This is a genomic window from Shewanella sp. ULN5, assembly GCF_030731885.1.
Taxonomy (GTDB): Bacteria; Pseudomonadota; Gammaproteobacteria; order Enterobacterales; family Shewanellaceae; genus Shewanella; species Shewanella holmiensis.
In genome coordinates, this window is sequence record NZ_JAPJEE010000002.1 from 357,305 (window position 1) to 382,667 (window position 25,363).

Annotated in this window: 19 protein-coding genes and 1 tRNA gene; 14 read left to right on the plus strand and 6 right to left on the minus strand. The window is 40.1% G+C overall.

Features of this window, described 5'->3' with window-relative positions:
* Positions 1-3: 3 nt before the first annotated feature.
* Positions 4-2,550 (minus strand): Ig-like domain-containing protein, encoded by a 2,547-nt coding sequence (locus tag ORI98_RS03715; RefSeq protein ID WP_306134291.1) that lies wholly within the window; start codon positions 2,548-2,550, stop codon positions 4-6.
* Between the two features lie 224 nt (positions 2,551-2,774).
* Here ORI98_RS03715 and ORI98_RS03720 point away from each other — a divergent pair, with 224 nt between their 5' ends.
* The 4 genes from ORI98_RS03720 to ORI98_RS03735 all read left to right on the plus strand — a co-directional run bounded on the left by ORI98_RS03720 (position 2,775) and on the right by ORI98_RS03735 (position 6,933).
* On the plus strand, positions 2,775-4,097 hold the full coding sequence (locus ORI98_RS03720; protein WP_306134292.1) for a dicarboxylate/amino acid:cation symporter: 1,323 nt from the start codon (positions 2,775-2,777) through the stop codon (positions 4,095-4,097).
* 94 nt (positions 4,098-4,191) lie between these two features.
* On the plus strand, positions 4,192-4,863 hold the full coding sequence (locus ORI98_RS03725) for a LysE family transporter (protein WP_306134293.1): 672 nt from the start codon (positions 4,192-4,194) through the stop codon (positions 4,861-4,863).
* A gap of 52 nt (positions 4,864-4,915) precedes the next feature.
* The gene (locus tag ORI98_RS03730) at positions 4,916-5,590 is read left to right on the plus strand and encodes a response regulator (protein WP_306134294.1); all 675 of its coding nucleotides are present in this window, start codon (positions 4,916-4,918) and stop codon (positions 5,588-5,590) included.
* Positions 5,581-6,933, plus strand: a complete 1,353-nt coding sequence (locus ORI98_RS03735) for an ATP-binding protein (RefSeq protein ID WP_306134295.1) — start codon at positions 5,581-5,583, stop codon at positions 6,931-6,933. The genes ORI98_RS03730 and ORI98_RS03735 overlap by 10 nt, the downstream gene beginning before the upstream one ends.
* A gap of 21 nt (positions 6,934-6,954) precedes the next feature.
* Here ORI98_RS03735 and ORI98_RS03740 read toward each other — a convergent pair whose 3' ends face one another.
* The gene (locus ORI98_RS03740) at positions 6,955-7,659 is read right to left on the minus strand and encodes a 2OG-Fe(II) oxygenase (RefSeq protein ID WP_306134296.1); all 705 of its coding nucleotides are present in this window, start codon (positions 7,657-7,659) and stop codon (positions 6,955-6,957) included.
* 142 nt (positions 7,660-7,801) lie between these two features.
* On the opposite strand from ORI98_RS03740, the gene ORI98_RS03745 reads away from it, so the two are divergent.
* A complete protein-coding gene (locus ORI98_RS03745) occupies positions 7,802-9,055 on the plus strand; it encodes an HD-GYP domain-containing protein (protein WP_306134297.1) in 1,254 nt (417 codons plus the stop codon).
* A gap of 66 nt (positions 9,056-9,121) precedes the next feature.
* On the opposite strand, the gene corA is transcribed toward ORI98_RS03745, so the two are convergent.
* Both corA and yejK read right to left on the minus strand, forming a co-directional pair.
* A complete protein-coding gene (gene corA / locus ORI98_RS03750; protein WP_261298547.1) occupies positions 9,122-10,069 on the minus strand; it encodes a magnesium/cobalt transporter CorA in 948 nt (315 codons plus the stop codon).
* Between the two features lie 252 nt (positions 10,070-10,321).
* A complete protein-coding gene (gene yejK / locus ORI98_RS03755) occupies positions 10,322-11,350 on the minus strand; it encodes a nucleoid-associated protein YejK (protein ID WP_261298546.1) in 1,029 nt (342 codons plus the stop codon).
* A 154-nt stretch (positions 11,351-11,504) separates the two neighbouring features.
* On the opposite strand from yejK, the gene ORI98_RS03760 reads away from it, so the two are divergent.
* The 6 genes from ORI98_RS03760 (at position 11,505) to ORI98_RS03785 (ending at position 19,009) form a co-directional block, all read left to right on the plus strand.
* The gene (locus ORI98_RS03760) at positions 11,505-11,717 is read left to right on the plus strand and encodes a YejL family protein (RefSeq protein WP_261298545.1); all 213 of its coding nucleotides are present in this window, start codon (positions 11,505-11,507) and stop codon (positions 11,715-11,717) included.
* A 64-nt stretch (positions 11,718-11,781) separates the two neighbouring features.
* On the plus strand, positions 11,782-13,575 hold the full coding sequence (locus ORI98_RS03765; protein WP_306134298.1) for a DUF3413 domain-containing protein: 1,794 nt from the start codon (positions 11,782-11,784) through the stop codon (positions 13,573-13,575).
* Between the two features lie 177 nt (positions 13,576-13,752).
* Positions 13,753-13,829, plus strand: a tRNA-Pro gene (locus tag ORI98_RS03770).
* A gap of 885 nt (positions 13,830-14,714) precedes the next feature.
* On the plus strand, positions 14,715-17,912 hold the full coding sequence (locus ORI98_RS03775) for an HD domain-containing phosphohydrolase (protein WP_306134299.1): 3,198 nt from the start codon (positions 14,715-14,717) through the stop codon (positions 17,910-17,912).
* Positions 17,913-18,070: 158 nt separating this feature from the next.
* Positions 18,071-18,313 carry a hypothetical protein gene (locus tag ORI98_RS03780; protein ID WP_306134300.1) on the plus strand — a complete coding sequence of 81 codons (243 nt, stop codon included), beginning with the start codon at positions 18,071-18,073 and terminating at the stop codon, positions 18,311-18,313.
* A gap of 351 nt (positions 18,314-18,664) precedes the next feature.
* A complete protein-coding gene (locus ORI98_RS03785; protein WP_261298541.1) occupies positions 18,665-19,009 on the plus strand; it encodes a hypothetical protein in 345 nt (114 codons plus the stop codon).
* 39 nt (positions 19,010-19,048) lie between these two features.
* Here ORI98_RS03785 and msrQ read toward each other — a convergent pair whose 3' ends face one another.
* The gene (gene msrQ / locus ORI98_RS03790) at positions 19,049-19,651 is read right to left on the minus strand and encodes a protein-methionine-sulfoxide reductase heme-binding subunit MsrQ (RefSeq protein ID WP_306134301.1); all 603 of its coding nucleotides are present in this window, start codon (positions 19,649-19,651) and stop codon (positions 19,049-19,051) included.
* Positions 19,651-20,685 (minus strand): protein-methionine-sulfoxide reductase catalytic subunit MsrP, encoded by a 1,035-nt coding sequence (gene msrP / locus ORI98_RS03795; RefSeq protein ID WP_306134302.1) that lies wholly within the window; start codon positions 20,683-20,685, stop codon positions 19,651-19,653. Before msrP ends, msrQ begins: the two co-directional genes overlap by 1 nt.
* Before the next feature lie 179 nt (positions 20,686-20,864).
* Between msrP and rmuC the strand changes: the two genes are divergently transcribed.
* The 3 genes from rmuC to ORI98_RS03810 all read left to right on the plus strand — a co-directional run bounded on the left by rmuC (position 20,865) and on the right by ORI98_RS03810 (position 25,353).
* Positions 20,865-22,355, plus strand: coding sequence for a DNA recombination protein RmuC (rmuC, locus tag ORI98_RS03800; protein ID WP_306134303.1), 1,491 nt, complete (start codon positions 20,865-20,867; stop codon positions 22,353-22,355).
* Between the two features lie 114 nt (positions 22,356-22,469).
* Positions 22,470-24,407, plus strand: coding sequence for a transglycosylase SLT domain-containing protein (locus ORI98_RS03805; protein ID WP_306134304.1), 1,938 nt, complete (start codon positions 22,470-22,472; stop codon positions 24,405-24,407).
* A 34-nt stretch (positions 24,408-24,441) separates the two neighbouring features.
* Positions 24,442-25,353, plus strand: coding sequence for a MoxR family ATPase (locus ORI98_RS03810; RefSeq protein ID WP_306134305.1), 912 nt, complete (start codon positions 24,442-24,444; stop codon positions 25,351-25,353).
* Positions 25,354-25,363: the final 10 nt, after the last annotated feature.

Genomic DNA, 25,363 nt, shown 5'->3' on the forward strand with positions numbered 1-25,363 from the left:
GTATTACTCAACAACAATAGGAATATTCAATACCTCAGTGGTGGTTTGCAAAATTCCTTTTTTAACATCACCAGGAGTTGTAACCAGAACAGAAAGAGAACCTACTCCTGGTTGTTTATCTCCAATTAAATTCACAACAAAAGGTCTGCCACCATTATGATTTGAACTAGGCCAAATAAATTGGTCATTAGATATGGTAACAGCACCTAAAGGTTTAAAATCAACCATTGTACCCGATGGCATTTGCTGATTATTAATGTCAGAAATAGTAAATTTGACCGACGCATTTTCTTCAGTCTTCATAGTTAATTTACCATCAACAACTCCTGATACATCGGTAAGCTTAGTTGCGAAAGCATCACTACCCGACATCACCAGCACCAATGTTCGCCTAACAGAGATTGAGGTTTGTGGACTACATTTCACACCATCCACACTTTCATCACATAACACACCGCTGTATTGACCATCCGCAAGATCAAATTCACCAACGCCTTCAGGATTTACTGCATCAACAAAATCAGTAAAGGTTTCTCTATTACCAGAGCTATCGTTTGGATTAGTATCATCATAAAAAGGCGTATATATTCCATCCTCGTTATGATCAACAAAAGCTTCACTTAGATCATAACAATCACCGCTATTATCACGGCCACAAGCTATAACACCTTCGTTATCATCGACAGTTCCGCGAAACAACTCGAACTCTTTTTTGGAATCTAGAATATTATTGCTGTTTAAATCAGGGAAGGATTCCTCACCAATGACTGTTGCGGTAATAGTCACTCTGCCACCATAAGGTTGGCCATATTTGTTACCATAATATGTACCACCAGCTCTATTAACTTCAGCATTAAGCGCTGAATCAGGATTTTGGTCTTGAATACCTTTAGCATTTAACAACGGGCCATTAGAGTCAGTACCAACAGGTCTTGGATGCTGACTAGTCCAAACAACCTTACAAACGCCATCTATTGTTGTACAAGAATCACCAATACTACCACCTTCCGTTGTAAAAATAACCGCCGTACCATCGGGTACTGGGTTATTGAATGCGTCGGCGAGTCTTGCTGTAACTTCTACAGTTGCACCATCATAATTCCACCCTTCAACATTGAGCGTCGAAGCGGATAAAGAGAAACTATCTTGATCTGGCTTACCTGTTGAAACAACCAAAACACTTGATTGACTTGCAATTAGAGGAGAGGTTTTATCAATACTGGCCGTAACCCGAACTGTCGTCGCTACGGTTCCTGAATTGACAACTGTTTGGACAATACCCTCACTATTTGTAGAAGCATTAGTAGGTGAAATACTGAGGTTACCAACTGTAGTATTTAATGAAAAGCTCACCGCTTTATTTGCTACAGGATTCCCATTAGTATCTAACACTTTAAATCGCAGTGTTGAAGACTCATCGATACCGGTGCCTTTAATACCTATATATTCAGGGGCAGCATCAATAAAAACGATGCTTCCTGCATTTGCAGGAAATACTTTTATACTTGCTGTTGCAGTAAGGCTTTTACCGCCGATACTTGCACTTACTGTAATGTTATCGGTATCTACACACCCTTTAGCTAAATAAGTGCTTGTAGCTAAACCACTAACTGCCGTAACAGGGCTACTTAACTCTGCTTCAGGAATTGATTTATTTGAACAAGTTGAGGTAAAAATCACATCAACTGGTTCAGAAAATAAATTGCCCTGTTCATCTTGTAGCTTTATAGATACAGATGCAGTACCACCTGCTGAAACGGTATCGGTACTGATATTCGCAACACCGTTTTGAAAAGGCTCACCACTTCCCATGAGAATATTAGTTGCACCAACTACAACGATAGTCTTACCAAATTCTTTTGTTGACAGAGACGCACTCGCTTCTCCAGCACCTAACCGTCCACCCGCTAAAATATCGACCGTGGCAATACCATTTTCATCAGTTACAGCTGTTTGAATCGGTAGCTCACCAATATCACTCTGAAATGTTACAATGGTTGGTTTGGATATCCCGGTAACCGTAGCTATTAACTTACCAGGAATAAGCGAACTAATGGATTGAATAGGAACACCACTTTTATCAGCTAGAATTAAAGTAACTTGTGCACCGCCTCCTTCCCCGATATCGCCGCCATCTCCAACCATGGTTAGGTTAACAGATGCCGACTCACCTGTTGAGGTGGTTGCAGTTACTGTTGCACCGGTATTAATCGATGCGGTATTTAACTTAACCGTTGCCATACCAGTATCTGGATTAGTTGAAACCTGCCCAGTAGCAGGCGAGAAAGTGCCATACGAGTCATCATTCAACTCAAAGGTCACTAAAGTACTTATCGCGTTGCCATCAGAGTCTGTCACTGTTGCCGTTAAATTTGCAGGCTCTGCAACTGACACTTGAGTATTATCGACAGATAAAGCAACTGAAATAGTTACTGGTGTCGGTGTCGGAGTGCCTCCTCCACCGTCTTCAGAAATACTTCCACCACCGCTACAAGCGACGAGTAAGAACGAACAAATTAACGCTAAATAAACTTTAATTGCTGACCTCATTGTCAGGCTCCCTGTTACATTAGAATAATACTTATGATTTATAATAGTTACCTATTAGACAATAATACACAAATATCTGATAACTATGCCACAACCTGAACACTTTAATCGGCACATTTAGACATAAACTTTAACTTTTATACCATTTCATAAGTTACCCTTTCCTGCTAGGCTTTAGCGGGTTAGCCCCCAAATACTTAGAAAAATAATTGGAAGGATCGATTGTGAGCAATAAAAAACAGCTCGGACTTACGAGTAAAATTTTAATTGGCATGGCTTCAGGTATTTTACTTGGCTTGCTTCTACGAAACCTTTTACCTGATAGTTTATTTGTTAAAGATTACATCACTGAAGGATTATTGCACGTTATCGGCGCAATATTTATTTCAAGTTTAAAGATGTTAGTTGTACCGTTAGTGTTTGTCTCTTTAGTCTGTGGTACCTGCTCATTAAGTGACCCTTCTAAGCTTGGTCGCTTAGGCGGTAAAACCATTTCGTTTTACCTGTTTACTACGGCTATTGCATTAACCATATCGATTGTGGCCGCCATTTTGATTCATCCTGGCAATGCTAGCTTAGTGAGTTCAACTATGGAGTTCACGGTAAAAGAGGCTCCAAGCTTATCTGAAGTGATCATCAATATCGTCCCTGACAACCCCATTCAAGCGATGACACAAGGTAACATGCTGCAAATTATCTTATTTGCTGTCATTTTTGGTTTTGCTATTTCCCATATTGGTGAACGTGGCGAACGAGTGGCTCTGTTCTTCAACGATTTAAACGAAATCATCATGCGCGTTGTCACCTTAGTGATGCAGTTAGCACCTTATGGTGTATTCGCGTTAATGGCGAAACTGAGTTTAACGTTAGGAATGGAAACCTTCGGCAGTGTCGTGAAGTACTTTTTACTGGTCGTCGCTGTGCTGTTAATTCAAGCGCTTGTGGTTTATCCAGCACTGTTAAAAGTGTTCTCGGGATTAAACCCATTAATGTTTTTACGTAAAATGCGTGACGTACAACTGTTCGCTTTCAGCACCGCAAGTTCGAATGCCACGTTACCCGTAACAATCGAAGCATCTGAGCATCGTATGGGTGTTGATAACAAAATTGCTTCGTTTACATTGCCACTTGGCGCAACCATCAATATGGATGGCACGGCGATTATGCAAGGGGTGGCGACCGTATTTATCGCTCAAGTATTTGGTATCGAACTGAGTTTAACTGATTATGCTATGGTCGTTGTAACTGCAACCTTAGCATCAATTGGAACCGCTGGTGTGCCAGGTGTAGGCTTGATTATGCTAGCAATGGTATTAAACCAGGTCGGACTGCCTGTAGAAGGTATTGCCTTGATCATTGGTGTAGACCGTTTACTTGATATGTTAAGAACCGCTGTCAACGTTACTGGTGATACCGTCGCAACAGTTATTATTGCTAAATCAGAAGGTGCTTTCAACGAAGAGGTGTTCAATGACTCACAAGCAGGTAAAGCTGCGACAAGTTTTGAAGAACAAGTCTTGAATGCAAAAGCAAATTCAAAAACCTAACACAGTTAGGCACTCTTAAAAGGCGCACTGGTTGCGCCTTTTTTATTTTTACTTTATAAAGAATAAAACAATTTTATTACAATCAGGAACATAAATGGACTTTACCCTATTAGCCAGCTTGGCTGTTATTCATTGCATCGCATTAATAAGTCCAGGGCCTGATTTCGCCATTATTGTAAAAATGGCCACACAACAACATCGTAAAACCGCATTAGCATGCGCATTGGGTATTTCAATAGCTATCTTAATCCACACGCTGTTATCGCTTGTTGGGATCAGTTTAATGATCCGTCAATCTCCTCTTGCTTACACTTTAGTTCAATGTGTTGGTGTGAGTTATTTGGCTTGGATGGGCTTTCAAGCACTGAAATCAGCTATAGGACGCTTCAAAGCTATTGCAGCCTCTACACACGCGCCAGTTCAAACTGTTACATCAGTTGTTCCTGATGCTCCACAAAAGTCAGTATTTAACGGATTTAAAGTCGGTTTGTTAACCAATTTACTTAACCCTAAAGCATTAATTTTCTTTATCACGTTATTTACTGTGCTGATTACTCCTGAAGTCAACCTTATAACCAAAACAGCGGCAACTGTACTGTTGTTTTCCTTATCGCTGATATGGTTTAGTCTGTTAGCCATGGTATTATCCAAGCCCAGCATTCAAGTAAAGTTACTCAACGTTAGTCATATTATTGATGCGTTAGTTGGGATCATTTTTATCGGTGTGTCATTCACTATTGCCATCAGCTTAATAAGCAGTTTTTAAGCCACACGTTATTTTATCTACAGTTACCATATTTCAGTACAAGGAGTTGCACATGCGAATTTTAGTGATCGAAGACGATGCCATTTTATCTCATCATTTAAACGTACAACTTACTGAACTTGGCAATCAGGTACAGGTTGCCTCTACCGCCAAAGAGGGCTTCTTTCAAGCAACCAATTATCCTATTGATATTGCGATTGTCGATTTAGGATTACCAGATCAAGACGGCATCAGCCTGATTAAGTCACTACGAGAAGCCAAAGTGACCGCTCCTATGCTGATTCTAACGGCAAGAATTAACTGGCAGGATAAAGTAGAAGGCCTAAACGCTGGCGCGGATGACTATTTAGTAAAACCTTTTCAAAAAGAAGAGTTGATTGCCAGGCTAGACGCATTGGTACGCAGAAGCGCGGGGTTTGTAAAACCTATGATCAGCTGCGGCACTTTATCTGTTGATTTGGCGAGTAAACAGGTGAGTCTAAATGAAGCGCATTTAGACATTACAGCCTTTGAATACAACATATTGGAATACCTAATGCGTCACTGTAATGAAGTGGTTGCAAAACAACGATTATTAGATGTGGTTTACGGTGACAAAGAAGGCGACCCAAATACGATTGAGGTGATGGTCAGTCGTTTACGTAAAAAACTAGCCAATGGGGGTATTGAAGATGCCATTATGACCATTCGTGGCCAAGGATATAAATTCAACTTACCATGCAATTAATTTACAAGCCGAAAAAACGTCTTTTAACAAGAATGTTTGTGACATCACTTAGCATTATCGCGCTTGTGGGCTTTGGCTTTGCGTGGTCGGTAACGGTATTGCATGCCCAAAATCGCTACGCCCAAATTACCGCCGAATATATCGCAGAACTACCGGTTATTGCTGCTGAATTTCGTGAAAACAACTTAATCCCCATCACCGAAGCCGAAGATAATGACAACATTGAAACCAGTTACATCATGGCCACCTGTAATAACCATTTTAACAGCCTATGGCGTTCACAGCTGGCAAAAGATTTACAGCTTACTGAAATTTGCGAAAAATATTCAGACATCAAAGATGATTACCAAGCCTACTATCTTGATTTTGATGGGTTACCCTCTTATCTGGTATTTAAACTCAGCACGGTTATCGATGGTAAAGCATTTCATTTATTAATCCTAAAAGATGCGGCAAACATCACCTCTGAATTAAAAAAGTTCAATCGATTAACCTATTTTCGTCTTGCCATTGTGCTAGGTGCAGCCCTCTTTTTGTTAATCAGTGCCGCTTATTGGGGAATGCTACCGCTAAAGCAACTTAAGCAAGAGTTACTTAAACTAAAGCAAGGCAAACAGCAAAGTTTGTCCGATGATTACCCCGTTGAATTACAAGAGATCACGCAGGCACTCAACCAATTGATTATTCAAAGTCAGCAACGACAAAGTCGTTACCAGGATGCCATGAATGATCTTGCCCATAGCTTGAAAACACGCTTGGCGGCAAGTATCGCATTAATTGATGATTCATCTCTAACACAACAAGACAAAGACCAACAAATACAGCAACAGATTCAAGATATGGACCACCTTGTTAAGTATCAATTGAAACGAGCCATGATGGGTAGACAAGGACTATTAAAAGAGTATACCGACATTAGGCCTGTTCTTGACCAGCTTATCCAAATGTTGTCTAAGTTGTATCAGAATAAAAATATCAACTTCATCATACATTGCCCTGACAATTTGGCTTTTCCTGTCAGTAAAGGCGATTTAATGGAGCTTTGTGGGAATTTGATAGAAAATGCCGCCAAATTTTGCATAAGCACCATTGAGATCACGGCGCAGCAACAAACAAATGGCTTACTTAAGTTACAGGTAGACGATGACGGCCCGGGTGTTGATGAACACTATCGTAAAAAAGTCACCCAAAGAGGTGTTCGTGCAGATACACAGTATGCAGGACAAGGCATAGGTTTAGCTGTGTGTGTGGAACTTGTCAGCAGTTACGGCGGCTCATTTGAAATTAAAACCAGCCATTTACAAGGAGCAGCCTTTATTATTCAGCTGCCTTATAAGGGGTAATTGGCATTTATTCACAGGGCCTTACTTACTGGGTGAAATCGCTGCATATAGCTGCTCTGCTCGGTTAAACATAATCCAGGAGGTCGCAATAAACTTATCACCACTAACAGGCACATTACCACGATGGCTGTGGGTAAAACCTGCAGGCGCTATCACCATTGTGCCCTTTTTCGGGCTTATTTTGCGTTGCTGATAATAAAACTCGGTTTCGCCGCCCTCTTCCACATCATTTAAGTAAAACATATACAGTACTACGCGGTGTAAAGCTTCATTGTGCCCTTGCTGAGGGAACTGTTCTGAATGCCAATGCGGATATCCACCTTTACCCTGCTGATAATGCTGTACGTTAATTGTGCCACTGCGAAATAGATAACGTACAATGGCATTGACTTTATCCGCCCCCAATTTATCGAAATTATCAGGTTGCAACGCAACTGCTTGGCCATTTTCATCATTAACCGATACAGATACCGCCCCCATTAAAGCTAAGGCGTACTTTTTAAAATATTCCACACTGTTCGCAAGTGTCAGTTGCAGTAATTCATTTTTAAGATCGGCTAAATCAGGGTGTTGATCTAACATTAAATCTCGGCTCAACTTTTTAGTAACATCAACACCACTGCCTGTTACACCTTGAATAACACTTGGGTGATGTTTTACTGCATCAATTAACTTGTTACATAGTTCATCGCTGATTGCATTCGGGTATACTTCAATAAAGTCCATATTTCACTGCTTAATTTCCAAAGTTAATGTTAATATGCTGCATGTAAGTGACCAATTTGTAAAGTCAGACGAAGTTTTATACTAAGTTGAAGTTAAACCCAATTTTTGAATGTATTTGACCTGAGCCTAATCACCCATCTTTATGAAAAAAAATGTAAAAATCGCCGTCTCAGAACTCAAAGTTGGGGTTTATGTCAGCCTGCCAGTATCGTGGAAAGATCATCCTTTTCTTTTTAGTAAGTTCAAAATTACCTCACAAACACAAATTGAATTAATAAAATCATTAGGCGTAAAAGAAGTACTTTACGACCCACAACGTAGCGACATTTCGCCAACGACAACTGAAAACCAAAATGCTTCAGCACCTGTTGATACAACATCGCTAGAGGGTATCAGGCAAGAAATGCTCGATTACAAATCAGAGCGAATTGAAAAACAACAACAACTAAAGCGCAATATTAAAAAAACTGAAAAACAATTTGAACGCTCTATTTCAATGATGCGCTCAATGGTCAGCAAAGTGTCAAGTCGCCCTCTTAATGCCATTAATGATGCCAAAGATTTAATCAGTAGCTTGACTAATATGCTACTTGATGAAGACAACCTTGCCTTGCACTTAATGAGTGATGCCAATTCATCCGATGTTATTCATCACCACTCGTTGAATGTGTCGATGATGTGCATGTTAATGGCCAAAGAATTAAATTGGACCCGAGAAGAAATTGAATTGATCGGTATTGGGTGTCTATTTCATGACATCGGCAAGCTCAAAATTCCATCGAGTATTTTGAATAAAGTGGTGCCATTATCAACGCCAGAAGAAAATCTGGTTAAGCAGCATCCTTTAATGAGCCTGAACTTTTTAAAATTGGCCGATACCTTCCCAGAAGAAGCCAAGCCTATGATAGCCAACCACCATGAGTTTTTAGATGGTAGTGGCACGCCTCAAGGGTTAAAGGCTGAACAGTTAGATAAGTTTTCTCAGCTACTTGCCGTAGTAAATGAATATGACAACCTGTGTAATGGCAGTTTGCTAATAAAAGCCAAAACACCTAGCGTGGCGCTTGGGCTACTGTATAAAAATTATCAAAAGAAACTCAATTTAGAATACGTTCAAAAACTGATTAAGTTACTGGGGATCTATCCACCCGGCAGTGTCGTTGAATTATCTAACGGTCATTTTGGTATGGTAATGTCTGTCAATCTAAAAAATATTCTCTACCCTGCCATCATAGCTTATGATCCTATCGTCCCCGTTGCGCAAGCACCAATAGTTGAATTAGAAAAAGAAGGCATGAGTATTGTTCGTAGCTTGCCTGCAGCTGCATTGCCTGAAAAAATCCATAAATATTTAAGTCCACGAAACAATATTAGCTATGCCTTTGGCAAAGGTTAGCCTAACAAAAAACGGACACTTAACAGTGTCCGTTTTTCTATGCTGGGGCTATAACAACCGGTGAAGTTACAACCAGCCCTTTTGACGGAAGAATAAATATGTCCCCGCAGCACTGGCAAACATCAATCCTACCGCTAATGGGTAGCCATATTGCCAGGCAAGTTCAGGCATAAACGCAAAGTTCATCCCATAGCTGCTCGCAATTAACGTTGGCGGTAAAAATACCACAGCAGAAACCGAGAAAATTTTAATAATCTTGTTCTGTTGCAAGCCACTGAAACCCATTGCCGCATCCAATAAAAACTTCAACTTATCAAAAATAAACTGACTATGGGGCATAAGTGACTCAATGTCAGACAGCATTTCACGAATGTCTTTTAAGTTTTCATCAGACAAATGTTTGCGATAATAACGCTGTAAATGCCTTAACGAGCGCTGGGTATCCAGCAAACTTAAACGTATTTTACCGTTTGAGTCTTCCTGCAATGTAATTTGTTTAAACACGGCATCAAGCTCTTCGTCGCTAAATACCTGCTCACTTACATTATCCAGCACAGTGTAAACATCTTCAATTAAGTCAGATAAGTAATCTACCTTTAGTGTAAACAGTTCTAACAATAATCCTTCAGGCGTTTCGGTCTCAAGGCGGCCTAAGCGCATATAGTTACGTAACAAGCGAATAAGACCAATGTCTTCTTCACGCATGGTCAGTAAAAAATGTTCACGCAAGTTAAACGACACGTTGACAGCACGTACATCAGAACCGGCTCTTTGCGGAAATAATGAGTTAATATGCAAGCCATCTTCATTTTGGAAAAAACGCGCAGATGCTTCAATCTCTTTGATATCTTCTTCGTCGGGAACTTCCTCTGCAGAAAATCGACGTAACCAATTACGCTCTTCATCATTGGGCTTGTATAAGTCTAGCCATAGAGTGTTATCTGGCAAAATGTCTTGAACAGACAGCTCAGTGATTGTGAGTTTGCGGTCTTGATAAGCGTAAGCGGTGATCATAGAAGTTCCCCATATACATGTGGTGCACACAGATGTATAACACAAAGGTGTTGGTAAAAACTGGCGCTAGTTTACTAATTTTGAATGCAATGAAAAGTAAAAAGCGTGAATTAAATCGATTTATGCCTAAATTTAGCCTCAAAGCAGTATTTTGCCACTTTATCGATAAGAAAAAGCACCTTTAGTCGGTGCTTAATTTAAAAAAGATGCTTTTTTGTTCACTGCTTTATTCACAGTACAGACCGTTGAGGCTTACTCACCTTTTAAACGACGATCTAATTGGTCTTTAAGGTTTGCCGGAACACCTTTAATTAAGATAGTGTCTGAGATAGGGTCGTAAATCACTCGTTCGCCTAAGTGGCCGCCATCAAAGCTGAGTGTTACTCCGCCCCCCGTACCCGAAAACTTTTTCAAACTACGGAGACTGGCTTTATCTGCAGGAAACTCATCATCTAACTCATAGTTGCCACCACAGGCAAAATCATAAAATGAGTCCATTCCTTGATCAGCTAGGGTGTCACCTAAATCTTTTACTTCAATATCAGCACCCACTTCAGCACGCTCTGAGCAATATTCAAATACTCTGTCACGGCATTGCTGTCTTTCATCTTTGGTTAACTCACTTCCTGCGACAAAATCTTCAACGGCATGAATAAGGGTTTTATTTTGTGCTTTGGTATTTACCCCTTCAACACAGCCCATAAAATCTAAAAAGAAGTCGGCAACTTTGCGCCCTGCTCTACCACGAATAAACGAAATGTATTTTTTCGAAGCTTTATCTGCCTGTAGTTCAGTTAAATCAATACGTGCAGCAAGCTGAATATTATTCAAATCAAGGTGGTTATTTTGCGATAGCTCCATATCATCTAACACCGTCATCGATGATTTAGCACTTAACAAGGCAACAAAAAGATAATCACTTGCCATAGCTGAATAGCAAGACATCAGCAAAAATCCGCCCTGCGAGAAATCATACTTAGCTAATTCGGCTTGCAGCAATTGGCTGGCGGCAACAGTAAAGTCAACAAAACCCGATTGCCCATCACGATACGCCTTTAACGCATTAGCAAAGGCATCATTAGCATCACCATCTTCATTCGGCACACCAAAATAGCCAAAACCTTTACCCGCTTTGCTTGAGTATGTTTGATGTAACTCCTCAAGCATAGCCTCAACAGCCTGACTATTTAGTAAAGGTTGTGGACGTAATCGGCAGGCCATTTGCCCCTGACTGTCGAGTGAAATTTCATGAATAATGGCTTGTTCGATACTAATCGTCATAAATCCGCTAACCTTTAGTGACCAAGATATTGTTAAGGAAGTCGGCTATGATATAACGATTTTAGCCACGACGGTATAGAAAACATGAGGCGAGCTTGATTGAAATCCGTTATCATATGGATTAATTGATAACTCATTCACACTAGTAAATATTATGGCCATTCAATCAAAATACAGTAACACCCAAGTAGAAGCCCTAATCACCGAAATGTTAGCGCTACTTAACAAGCATCAAGCCCCAACCGATTTAAGCTTAATGGTTTTAGGCAATTGCGTAACGCATCTTTTAGAAAAGAAAGTACCAGCAGAGTCTCGTAAAGTGGTAGCAGAACAATTTGCTAAAGCGTTAACCCAATCACTTAAGTAACGAATTGATTGTGAATTTTTATTTGCCTTATTCTACTGTTGATAATTTAGGGATGATTTAACCCATGATCGAGCGCAGAAAACAGATGACTCGAGACAACGTCTCGCGTCTGATTAATTGGGGGCACTGGTTTGCCTTCTTTAATGGTTTACTCGCCATGATCATCGGCTCGCGTTACATCAGTAGTGTAGGCCAACCAGACTCGCTAATTAGCTGGGGGTATCTTGCCCTCAGCACTATTGGCCACTTCACCTTTTTAGCATTTATTGTTTATGTGCTGTTTGTTTTTCCAATCAGCCTACTTTTGCCCTATTCAAAAATCCTGCGCGGTTATGCCGCTTTCATTGCCTCGATGGGTTTGTATATTCTGTTATACGACACCATCATTTATGACGATTACGGTATCCACCTTAGTCCATTTGCATTTGACCTTGCCTGGCAAGATTTAAACGCCTTATTACACAGCACGTCTTACATCATTACCCCACTTGCAATTATCGTAATCGAACTCACCGCAGCCAACTTTATTTGGAAGAGAATCGATAAAATCCAAAAGAAACAATGGGGTAATAAAGTTGTACTGTTTGTCGGCATATGTTTTGTGAGTAGTCATTTGGTGCACATTTGGGCCGATGCAGCCAACGTAACTGACATAACCCGTTTTGATGATGCCTATCCGGTTTCTTATCCAGCCACTGCAAGAAGCTTTATGGAAAACCATGGCGTAGACAGCCAAGCCGACATGGATGAAACTGAGGTGCACAAAACATCAAACTTACAATACCCAATTGTGCCATTACAATGTAAAGCTGAAAAAGCCCAACCCAATATACTTTTACTGACCATTGATAGTCTACGTGCCGACATGGTTGATGATGTCACTATGCCATTTTTAAGCCAATATGCTGATAAATCACTCAAATTCACTCAGCATTATAGTGGTGGAACTCAGTTTGACAGCAGTATGTTTACTTTGATGTATGGACTACAGGGCAACTATAGCGATAAAAAAGATTTTGATATTATCGCTCCCGTAATGAACCAAGAGCTCACACGTCAGGGCTACCAGTTAGGTTTGTTTACTGGACGCACAGCAACTGAATTAGCCTCAATGGGAGCCATATTTAACGGTTTTACTCCCACAATTAGTGAAAGTGATGACGGTACAGCAACAACCGATCTCAAAAATATTGCCGCGTTTAACCAATGGCAACAAACTCAAACCTCGCCCTGGTTTAGCCTTATTAATTTAAGCGCACCACAAGATTACGATACGCCAGTGGGATTTTTAGGGATTGAAACAGTTAAATCACCAGTGCCCCTAAAGCCTGCGCAAAAAGTGTTGTTTAATCAGTATCGCCAGTCGTTAAAGTTTATTGATAACCAACTCAGTGAACTTTTACCTACCCTGCCCCAAGATACTATAGTCTTGATTACTGGTACCCACGGACAAGTATTCACCAGTGATATTGAAGATGCACGACGCGACTTATCTCCAAGTAATGTGAAGGTACCGTTGATAATTCATTGGTCAAAAATGCAAAACGGCGAAATAAACTACCGTACAAGCCATTACGGTATCGCGCCAACCATTTTAAGCAAAGTATTAGGCTGTACCACTCCTAGTGAAGAATACAGTTCAGGCAGAAGTCTTTTAGAGCCCAATAGTGAATCTTGGATATATATAGGAAATAGCCGTGAGTTTGCCATTTACCAAAAAGACGAGATCACTGTGCTTAGTCGTTACGGTAAATATCGCATTTACAATCTAGATTTTAATAAGCGTTTAGACAAAAAAATGAGTGCTCCAGAACTGATTCAAGTGATGCGCGAAGGCAGACGGCTGTACCAAAACTAATTGTTTTCAAGGGCAATTTAGGTTGTTTTTGTTATCTTTTGCTAGTCAGTTGCATAGATAATAATCAGTCAATAATTACTGATTAACGAAGTACTTGCGTCAAGCTCTGGCAATTGCTAAAGTGCTTTCTCGCTAGGTTTACCCCATTAATTTGAAACTTAGTAATGCAACAAAATTCGGTATGTAGCGCAGCTCGGTAGCGCACTTCGCTGGGGGTGAAGGGGTCGGAGGTTCGAATCCTCTCATACCGACCAAATTAAAGAAGCCAGCTTAATAGCTGGCTTCTTGCTTTTCTAACATGACAGATTCGGCCCCCCCTGTTTCGCAAGACATAGATCTGGCTACAGGGCCGCGCGATATACCGCTGAAACAAAGCTAACAATTCATTCAAAAATACTGCTTCACCACTGTCACTTGCATGAACCAAAAGGAACATTGTTTTGAACATTTACCTTCATGGAGTTAATGCTTTGTATAGCCTGAAGTGAGCATATTACATAAGACCCCTTTAAATCATCCTTACCCGCTTAACTACCACATCACTATTCTTGATACCTTTAACTATAGCTACATATTTCTTCAAATTGACAGCATTAACAGCGAATTTCTAGTTAAGAGCTACATTGAATTTACTCAAATGCGAACTAGAACATATCTAAGTTAGAGGCCACATTTATCTTCACCTCAGCTCCCCGCTAATTATTGCTCATAATATGAATTTAGTGTCTAAAATTGACGCCATATCAAATGTCGATAATGTTCATTTCTAAGGTAAGTATCAATGGAATAACAAGAGCGATGTCTTTACTGAATTCATCATGCAGCTCTGGGTCGTCATGTTGTTGGTTGAAACACTGTGGCTAAACCTATCAATAACCAAATCTTAATTATTTGGCGGCTTTTTATCCATCAAATAACAATCAATTTCAGCTATCTATGCAAAGTGTCAATAAACACCAATATTTCAAATTATTCGGTTTAACAGCCATCTCACGCCCCGATAAACCTTTATGGCATGGATAACTACATACCCATTTAGCTATTGATTTTATTGTTTTATTTTACATAATTCATTGACTTGTTGTCAACTTGTTATACTATTTGAACGAGTTTAGATTGCAAGCATATAGGAATAGCTGATGAACGCAGGGACAGCAGGAAAATACAAACGGTTAACGATACGGTTTACTGTTGTGAGCATTTTTATTATTGCCACCCTATTTACAGCCACTATTGCTATCGGATTACAGTTTTATTTTAGCCAACGCCTAGCAACTGAGGCTGCACTAAAGTTGTATGACCACAGTGCCAACAGCACTGGCTCATTCCTCGTGCAAGTCGATAACCAAGCCATTAATACGACACGTCTTTTGGCGCATTATAATACCTTATATGACGACAATGGTTTAACGCTGGAATCATTGAATATATTTGCCGATGTGATGGGCTCAATCCCATTTATTTACGCCATTTATATTGGTTCTAACAATGGTGATCTATTTGAATTAGTTAACCTCAATGCGCACCCAATTGTACGAGATCAACTTGGCGCATCTCATTCAGATCGTTGGGTCATTATTGATATTAAAAATGAACAAGGTAAAAAAGTGCGTAATAAGCGCTTTTATGATCATAAGTTTACTCTAAGAACAATGAACAGCGAACCTGCCGAATTTAATGCAACACTTCGTCCTTGGTACATCAATGCGGTTGCAGATACTGTCACTAAAACCGAGCCTTACCTTTTTCAAAATTTACAGTCCCCAGGTATAACCTATTCGATCCCAGTATCCCAAGGTAATGCAGTATTAGGAGTGGATATTGCCTTATCTAGCCTGTCAGATTATTTAAATAGATTAGGTAAAAACACGGAAGGCGACAAAACCAAAGAACTATTTATCTTTGAGGCTAGCGGTGATCTTATTGCCTCAAATATTGAACCCATTAATGACATGGAGATCCCTCCCTCAGTACCATTACAACTAACTGAAGCGCAACAGTCACTCATAGCGAATACTTTGCCATTGATTGCATCAAACGAGACCAACTGGCCACCGATTGATTTTACTATTGCAGGTAAGCCCCAAGGTTACAGCATAGACCTGCTCAATATTGTGGCGCAAATGACCGGATTGACCATCAAATACAATAATGGTTTTACTTGGGTTGAGTTTGTTGAGAAGTTCAAAAAGGGTGAGATAGATATCTTGCATTCCATGATGAAAATTGAAGAAAATGCCAATTTAGGTGTGTTTAGTGATCCTTTTTTGAGTTTGCCTTTTGCGGTCGTCACTCAAGATGGTGTCGGCCCTATTACCAACATAAGTGAACTTAACAACAAAAGAGTCGCAATCCCAAAGGGCTGGTCAATCATAAAAATGATTCAGCAGCACTTTCCCCGAATTGAGGTGGTCGAGTATCTATCGACTTTAGATACTTTAAAGGCCGTTAAAGAAAAACAGGTGTTTGCCACCTTAGACAACAGTATTGTGCTGCACTACACGGCAAAACATTATTTTATTGAAAATTTACAATTTCACGAAACCATTGATTACTCGCCAGTCCAAATAGAATCCGGCCTTAGCATTGTTATGCAACCTAAAAATGCACAGTTGGTTGAAATAATAAATTTAGCAATCAAAAATATTACTCCTGCGCAGTTTCAAGCTCTTCGTGATAAGTGGTTTTCTCATGGCAAAAAAAGTGCGCCAGAAATAGTTCAAGGAACCGTTCCTTACAAGCAGCTTATCGAAATAGCGGCTACCCCGAACTTGCAAAAAAAATTAAACGTACAAAAAATTGATGGCGTTGAACGATTTGTCTACGTTACTCCCTTGGGGCATGCCGCATCACAAAACGAGTATTTTGCTATTGTAGTGCCAACCAATGTGTTACTAGCATCGACACATGACAAGGTAAAAAAATCGATTTTAGTGACTGGAGTTTGTTTACTGTTGGTATTGCCACTGTCTTGGCTATTTGCTTCACCTATTATCAAGCCAATCAATTTGTTAGCGCTAGAAAATAATAAAATTAAGCATCGTCAATATGATGATGTAGTGAGAGTTGAATCTTTCATTAAAGAGATTGATGACTTAGCTTACTCTATGGTGGACATGTCTGAATCAATAAAAGTACACGAGCAAAATCAAAAAGAGCTGATGGAAGCCTTTATTAAGCTCATTGCACAGGCCATTGATGATAAATCCCCTTATACCGCAGGTCACTGTAACCGGGTGCCAGAACTAGGGTTAATGCTGGCTGAACAAGCCTCAAAGTCTAAGTCACCAGCATTTAAAGATTTTAGATTTAAAAATGAAGATGAACAACGAGAATTTAGAATTGCTGCCTGGCTACATGATTGCGGTAAAATTACTACACCGGAACATATTGTCGATAAAGGCACTAAATTAGAGGTCATTTATAACCGTATTCATGAGATTAGAATGCGCTTTGAAGTGCTTTGGCGTGACGCACAAATCCATTACTACAGCCAATGTATTAAAAATACGAATGAGCAGGAAACACATAAGGCAGAACTAGATGAAGCCTTTATCAAGCTGACAGAAGATTTTACCTTTATAGCCAATGCCAATGTAGGCGGTGAATTTATGGATCAGGCTCACATTGATAAATTAAATCAGCTAGCAAAAATTCAGTGGGTTAGGCATTTCAGTGACAAGCTAGGCCTTTCACCTGTCGAAGAACTCAATTACCCTAAAAACGAAGAATCACTCCCTGTGACTGAGTCTTTATTGAGTAATAAACCACAACACATTATTAAGCGCGATTTTCCGGTGCATTTTGATGAAAAATTTGGCATAAAAATGGAGATCCCCGAACACCTTTATAACCAAGGTGAGCTGCACAACTTATCCATCGGGCGAGGTACACTCACCGCCGAAGACAGATTTAAGATTAATGAGCACATCACCAGTACGATTAAAATGTTAGAGAACTTACCGTTTCCGCCAGAGCTTGCTAAGGTTCCGCGTTATGCATCCACTCACCATGAAACCCTTAAGGGAACAGGATATCCGCGAAAACTGAGTGCCGAAGATCTATCAATTCCAGAGCGAATTCTAGTATTAGCGGATATATTTGAAGCCCTTACCGCAGCTGATAGACCTTATAAAAAAGCTAAGCCGATGAGTGTCGCCATTAATATTTTACACAAGATGGCATTAGATCAGCATATCGATTATGAGGTGTTTAAGTTGTTTCTCACTAGCGGCGTCTATCTTGAGTACGCCAAAAAGTTTTTAGCCCCAAGTCAGATAGATGATGTGGACATTAATCAGTATTTAAATAATGCGCCACACGATCAACAGAGTTAACGATCAACAGAGTTAACGATCAAAACATTAAAATAATTGATATCGGTGCAGCACGAATTATCATAAATATTTAACACGATATTATGATTTAGTTGTTCTATTGAAATGTATATTAAAAAGCATTTATTTCCCCCTAATGGACTAAGGAGATCATACAAATGAAAAAAATCAGCCTACTAAGCTTAATATTAATGGCATCTTTAATTGGATGTAGTGAAAATGCTGAAACCACAGGCCAAGCTGCCGTTGGGGCAGATAAAGATGAACATGGGTGTATCGCCTCGGCAGGTTATATGTGGTGTGCGAAAACCAATAAGTGTGAACGACCATGGGAGCTAGCTGAACAAGCGGGTTTTGAACATAATCAAAGCAATGTTGAGGCATACTGTAAGCCAGAATAGTTTACCCGAGCTTAACGGCACAATTTTAGCTTAACGCACTTACGACAACTGATCACAACAGGTTCATCATAAAGCGAACCTGTTTTGCATTGTTGGTTTGACTTTTCAAAGTTCCCCTCGCCTTTGTTTTCATTGTTAACTACACAATTCATTCGTAGCATTTACGATTAAACACACCTAAAAAAACAGCACCACTAACACATAAATTACTGATTTTAAATACTTTTACAAAAAAATCATCAATATTTTTTATTGCAATAATTGAAGTAAAACCATTAATTGTGAACAAGCAAACATAATACTGCTTTAATCGGGCGTAGAATAACCAAAAATTGATTGCGGAGGGGATTTATGTGGTGGAGAGTGTTGATTATTTCAATCGCCTATTTATTAATTGGTGCGCATTTTCTTCGATTCAACCAGATTGAATTAGCCATTACTGCGGCAATGTTACCGAGCTTGATGTTTATAAAACATATCGTTGTGACCAGATTATTACAGTTAGGTTTAGTTTTAAGCTGTATTTTTGTTTGGGGAGTATCAACGGTTGATTTTGTGCAAATGCGTATGGCAATGGATGCGCCCTGGATTAGACTGGCGTGTATTATGGGTGGCGTGATGACTTTTACTTTATTTGCAGCCTATTGCTGCAATGGCTTAACAAAACGCAACAAAGGATTACATTTATATTATTAAGCCGCAACACTAAAGATGAAGCGACTTATTTAACAACAGTTAGCCCTGCGGTAAGTATTTTGCTAGCTTTTGTTTGCGTAAATATACCAGCACCACACAAATCACTATATAAATACTGGGCTCAATAATTTCAGATTTTACTGACCAATAAAAATGAATGGGTGCCAATAAAGCCACTAGGTAAACCCAATTATGCAGTTGTTGCCAACGCTTACCCATCTTCTTTCTAACCACCATAAATGACGTCACGCTGAGCAAAAGCAAAATACTATACGCCAGTGCGCCCACCAGTATATAAGGCCGCTTTATCACTTCTTCGAGCAAAAAGGCCCACGCAAACAATAAATCTAAACTGATAAATGCTGTGATATGCAAAGTGGCGTATGCAAATACATATAAGCCTATCAGCCGCCGTGTTTGCAATAACAGCCCTTGTTTGAAGTATTTTGCCAAAGGTGAAACCAGCAACACAGCCAGCAGACTATTTAAAGCCCCCATGCCAGTAAAGTGAATAATATACTGCACAGGATCGCCACCAGCATTGTCACTTAACACTAAATAGGTCAAATACAATATCGGTAAAATAAAGGCGATGTGTAAACCGCCTTTTAACCACCACAATCCCCGTGGAGATAGACGCATTAATAGTACTTCCTTAAATCAAGGTTTTTATATAGCCCAGCTACCTGCTCACCATAGCCATTGAACATTTGCGTTGGAATGCGTTTAGCTGAAAACAAGCCTCCCTCACCTATGCTGCGTTCCGATGCCTGAGACCATCTTGGGTGATCCACCTCAGGATTAACGTTGGCGTAAAAACCATATTCATGCGACGCAAGTTGATTCCAGCTAGTTGGCGGTTGCTTATCCATCACGCGAATTTTGACAATTGATTTGATACTTTTAAAACCGTATTTCCACGGTACAACTAAACGAATAGGCGCGCCATTTTGCGGTGGTAAGGTTTTACCATACAAACCAACGGCAAGAAATGCCAATGGATTCATAGCCTCTTCCAAAGTTAATCCTTCTACATAAGGATAATGAATACCGCCGCCCATTAGACGATTTTTTTGCCCTGGCATTTGGTCAGGATCAAATAGCGTTTCAAATGCTATATGTGTTGCAGATGACTTTACTCCCGCTTCCTTTAATAAACTGGCTAATGAAAACCCAACCCAGGGCACAACCATAGACCAAGCTTCAACACAGCGTAAACGATAGCGGCGCTCTTCTAATGCAAAGCGCTTGGTTAGGTCATCCAAATCTAAGGTAATGGGTTTATCAACCAACCCATCTATTTGCAAAGACCAAGGATTAACATTAAACCCTTGGGCATTGTCGAATGGATCCTGTTTACTGGTGCCAAATTCATAAAAATTGTTATGACGAGTGACTTTACTTTCAGGCGTTAAGGGTTCAGGGATAGCGAAGGCAGTAGGTTGCGAAAATTGCAATGGCGAAGTGGCAAATGTAGAGGGAGATTTATTGCTGCCAAAATCAAATAAACCAGCTTGCACATAACCAGGAATACTGGCCCCTAAAGCTCCCAGCCCCAAAGCTTTAACAATATTACGACGGTCTTTAAATACCGCTTCTGGGGTCACCTGATTATCCGCTAAATCCCAGGCTGACTGACGTTTGATCCCTTTGGTAAAGCGTGTGTTATGCGTCATGTTATTCCCTCGGTTAATTTGGCAAGTTATTCATAAGACAGGTTAATACGCAATAAAATTTCATTTCGATTTAAAAATAAGCTAATCAATCAAAAAATACTGATTTGTTAATCATAATACTTGCAGGGTAAACATTGTCATGCGAACCTTATCCAGTTTCTATTTCAAAAGGTTAGGTTATGCCATTCGCTGTTGATTTCACCCCACCTCAAATTGCCGCTATGGTAGCAATTGCATTGTTAGGCTTACTGATTGGCGCACTATTAAACCAAAGATTAACCCGTCAGCGCTGGGAACAATTAAAACAACAATATGAAGCTGAAACCACACAGACGATTATTGAACAACAGCGTTTAGTGACCCAAATTCAAGATGTGTTAGATGATAAAATTGATAATTTGAACCATCTACAATCAAAGCTTGAATCTTACATTAGCCAACTGGCCAGAGCACAGGCGCAAGTTGAGCGTATTCCTCATTTAGAGCAACAACTCGAAGACAGCAACCGCAAAGTGTTGGAGTCGCAGTTAAACCTTTCAAAATCAAATGCTATGCAACAAACCATCATAGCGAAAAGTACGGCTGAACATCAGGCACTTGAAGATAAAATCAGCTTACTTGAAACCGCTGAAGAAAGGTTAAAAATTCAATTTGAAAACCTAGCCAATCGAATATTTGATGAAAAAAGTGAAAACTTTAAGCAGCAAAATGTCACTCAAATTGATGGCGTTCTTGGGCCGTTAAAACAGCAATTAGATGGTTTTAGACAGCAAATACAACAGTCATACAATCATGAACAATCTGAGCGCAGTGCGTTAAAGCACCAGTTGAATCATTTGCGCGAGCTCAATTTGAAAATGAGCCAAGATGCCATCAACCTTACCAAAGCCCTTAAAGGTGACAATAAGCAGCAAGGTAATTGGGGCGAGGTGATCTTAGAAAGAGTATTGCAAGAAAGTGGCTTACGAGAAGGCCATGAGTACGACACCCAACAAGATTTAAAAAACGATGACGGTAAACGCTTTAAGCCCGATGTGATTGTCCACTTACCTGAAAGCAAAGATGTAGTCATTGATGCCAAAATGTCTTTAATCGCTTACGAGCGCTATTTTAACAGTGATGATGAAGACATTCGTGAACAAGCACTTAAAGATCATGCCTTATCAATGCGCCAACATATTAAAGGGCTCAGTCAAAAGGATTATCATAAATTACATGGACTAAAAAGCTTAGATTATGTGCTAATGTTTATTCCTGTCGAGCCCGCTTTTTTACTGGCAATTGAATATGATCCCAGCTTGATAAATTTTGCATTAGAGCAGAATATAATGTTAGTTAGTCCAACCAATTTACTTGTAGCATTACGCACCATTAACAATATTTGGCGCTATGAATATCAAAATCAACATGCGCAAACGATTGCGAAGCAAGCGGCTAAAATTTATGACAAATTATGCAGCCATGTTGATGACATGGAAAAACTAGGTCGGGCGCTTGAAACCGCAGATAAAAGTTACCAGCAAGCTATGGGTAAATTATCCTCGGGTAAAGGTAACTTGATTCGTCAGGCACATACCTTGCAGCGTTTAGGTGTAGATACCAGTAAACAATTAGATAAACAGTTACTCAATCGTGCCCTAGATGAGTCACTGGATAAACCAGAAGGATAATGACGCGGATTTAATCAATATTTAATGGTGTTACGGTATGAATGTTTAGTGTAAAAAAATCTAATTAAAAAAATTAATCGCAAACGATGTATTGAGGCGGAGATTCTCATTTAAATGCGTACTACATGGATCCATGCATGTTTATCAAAAATACTAACAACTACCCTAGTTGTTTTGGTTTTACCTACGTTATTGACTAACACTGCCAACGCTTATACCCCCGAACAACAACTTTATTTGGATACAAAAAAAGCTTTAGATTCAAAACAAATGGTTCGCTATCAACAATTAAGAACTCAACTCGGCGATTATCCTTTAGCCATTTATCTAGATTACCATATCAAAATTGACCATATCCTTAATATGCCGGGTGCAAAAGCCAGAACTGCTATCGAAGAATTCAATACTATGCCGCTCTATAATTCGGCAAGATATCGCTATTTGATGAAAACAGGCAGTCTGTCGCGTTGGCAAGATTTTTTAGCTGTGTCGCCTAACTCCCCCAACGATATGCGCCTGCAGTGTTATTACCTGAGGGCCCAGTTAGCCACAGGTGATAAAAAAGCAGCTTATAAAGGCGCGGATAAACTGTGGCTTCATGGCTATTCACGCCCCAAAGAATGTGACCCTTTATTTACCCAATGGGCAAAAGAGGGTTATCGCACTCAAGAACTTATCTGGGGACGTATGTTACTGAGCTTTAATGCCGGGCAATCTAGTCTTCTCAGCTATTTAAGCAACAAAATAACTAAGCACCGCGACGATGCTGAATTATTGCTAAAAGTATATAAAGATCCTAACACCTTAAGACACACTAAACGCTTTCGAAGCTCGCAGCCTATCGTGGCCGATATTGTCGATGCGGGGTTAAGGAAACTAGCCAGAAAAGATCTTCAGCAAGCAATCAAACTCTATGTGAAATATGACAAAGCAAATCGTTTTAAGGATGCCCAAAGCAAACAGTTAAATCATTATTTGGTCAGACGTGCATTAATCAACCAAGACGATAACCTTAAAAGTCATATTGATGGCTCTCTAGTGTCATTAGCATCGGACGAACTGTTTGAAATGCGCATGCGCTGGGCCATTCGTCAGCAAGATCTTGCCACTCTCAATACCTACCTCCCTTTACTGAGTGATCAGGCAATGACCAATTCACGCTGGCAGTATTGGCAAGCTAAAATGAATGCCGACCAGCAACAGTCAGAAAATCAATTTTTATCATTGGCTCAGCAACGTGATTTTTACGGCTTTAACGCAGCTAAACAAATCAAAAAACCTTTGTCGCTTAACGATGCTAATCTAGTGTCTGATAAAAATCTTCGAGCTAAACTCTTTGATGATGCTGGCTTGGCTCGAGTGGTTGAATTAAGAGCGCTGGATAAATTCTTAGATTCTCGCAGCGAGTGGATTTACCTCATGCGCCGTCATGATGGCCCAATGACCGCTGAATATGGTTTATATGCGCTGGAACAGGGTTGGTATGATTTAAGTGTTGAATCCAGTATTCAAGGTAAACAGTGGGATGCGCTTAACTTACGTTTTCCTAAAGCTGCCGATGCTGAATTTGTGAGTGCCAGTAAAAAATACAAAGTCGATATTAATGAGATCCGTGCAATTTCACGTCGCGAAAGCGCCTTTAACCACTACGCCACCTCGGGTGTAGGTGCGCGTGGTTTAATGCAATTAATGCCCGCCACGGCAAAACAAACGGCTAAAAAGAACAAAATTCGCTTTAATGACGTACAAGACTTATACAAGCCTCAGGTTAACGTCATGTTAGGCAGTGCTTACTATGCTGAATTATTAAAGCAATTTGATAATAACCGCGTACTGGCAACTGCGGCATATAACGCAGGTCCAGGAAGTGTTAGACGTTGGTTAAAAGTATCAAATGGCTCATTAGATGCTATCAGCTTTATTGAAACCATTCCGTTTACTGAAACCCGTGAATATGTTCAAGCTGTGTTGAGTTATAGGATGATTTACCAACAGCAAGATAATCCTAATGCCAGCATGTTTACTGACAAAGAGCTAAATTACATTTATTAAAACGATTGAATAAAATAATAACAAAGGAGTGCCAGTGTCGCATACCGTTATCACACAGCTAATAAACCAACTTGAACACATCTTGCTCGGTAAACCTTTGCAGATAAAGTTAGCTGTGGCGTGTATTTTGGCAAAGGGGCATTTGTTAATCGAAGATTTACCCGGCATGGGAAAAACCAGTTTATCCCATGCCATCGCCACTAGTTTAGGCATGAGTTATCAACGAATCCAGTTTACCAGCGACATGCTCCCCGCTGATATTTTGGGTGTGTCGATTTATGACAAAACTCAGCAGCAATTTACCTTTCACAAAGGGCCTGTGTTTAATCAAATGTTATTGGCTGATGAAATTAACCGTGCCAGCCCTAAAACCCAAAGTGCTTTATTAGAGGCGATGGCAGAACAGCAAATCACTCAAGATGGCACCACCTATCCATTGCCCAACCCATTTTTTGTGATCGCGACTCAAAACCCACAGGATCAATCTGGCACATTTGCCTTGCCTGAATCACAATTAGACCGGTTTATGATGCGCATCTCTATTGGTTACCCAAGCCCAGAAGCAGAAATGACCATGCTGAAAAACCAGCAGCATGGGCACAAGCAAGCACCCATTCAACAATGTATTAGTCCTAGTGATTTGTTAACACTACAAGCCGAAGTCAACCAAGTGTCCACTTCAGATGCGGTACTGAAGTATTTACTGGCGTTAGTAGAAATGTCACGCGAACAGAAACAAGCTACCGGTTTATCGCCTAGAGCAAGTTTGGCCTTATTACAAGCGGCTAAAGCCTGGGCTGTTATTGAACAGCGCAACTATCTGGTGCCAGAGGATATTCAAGCAGTATTTCATGCAGTGGCTGAGCATAGAATTAGCGCCCACAGTATTTTTCAAGGTAAAGCTTTATCTGACACCCTACTCGCCAGCGTTAACCCCATCCGTTAATGGTGATGCA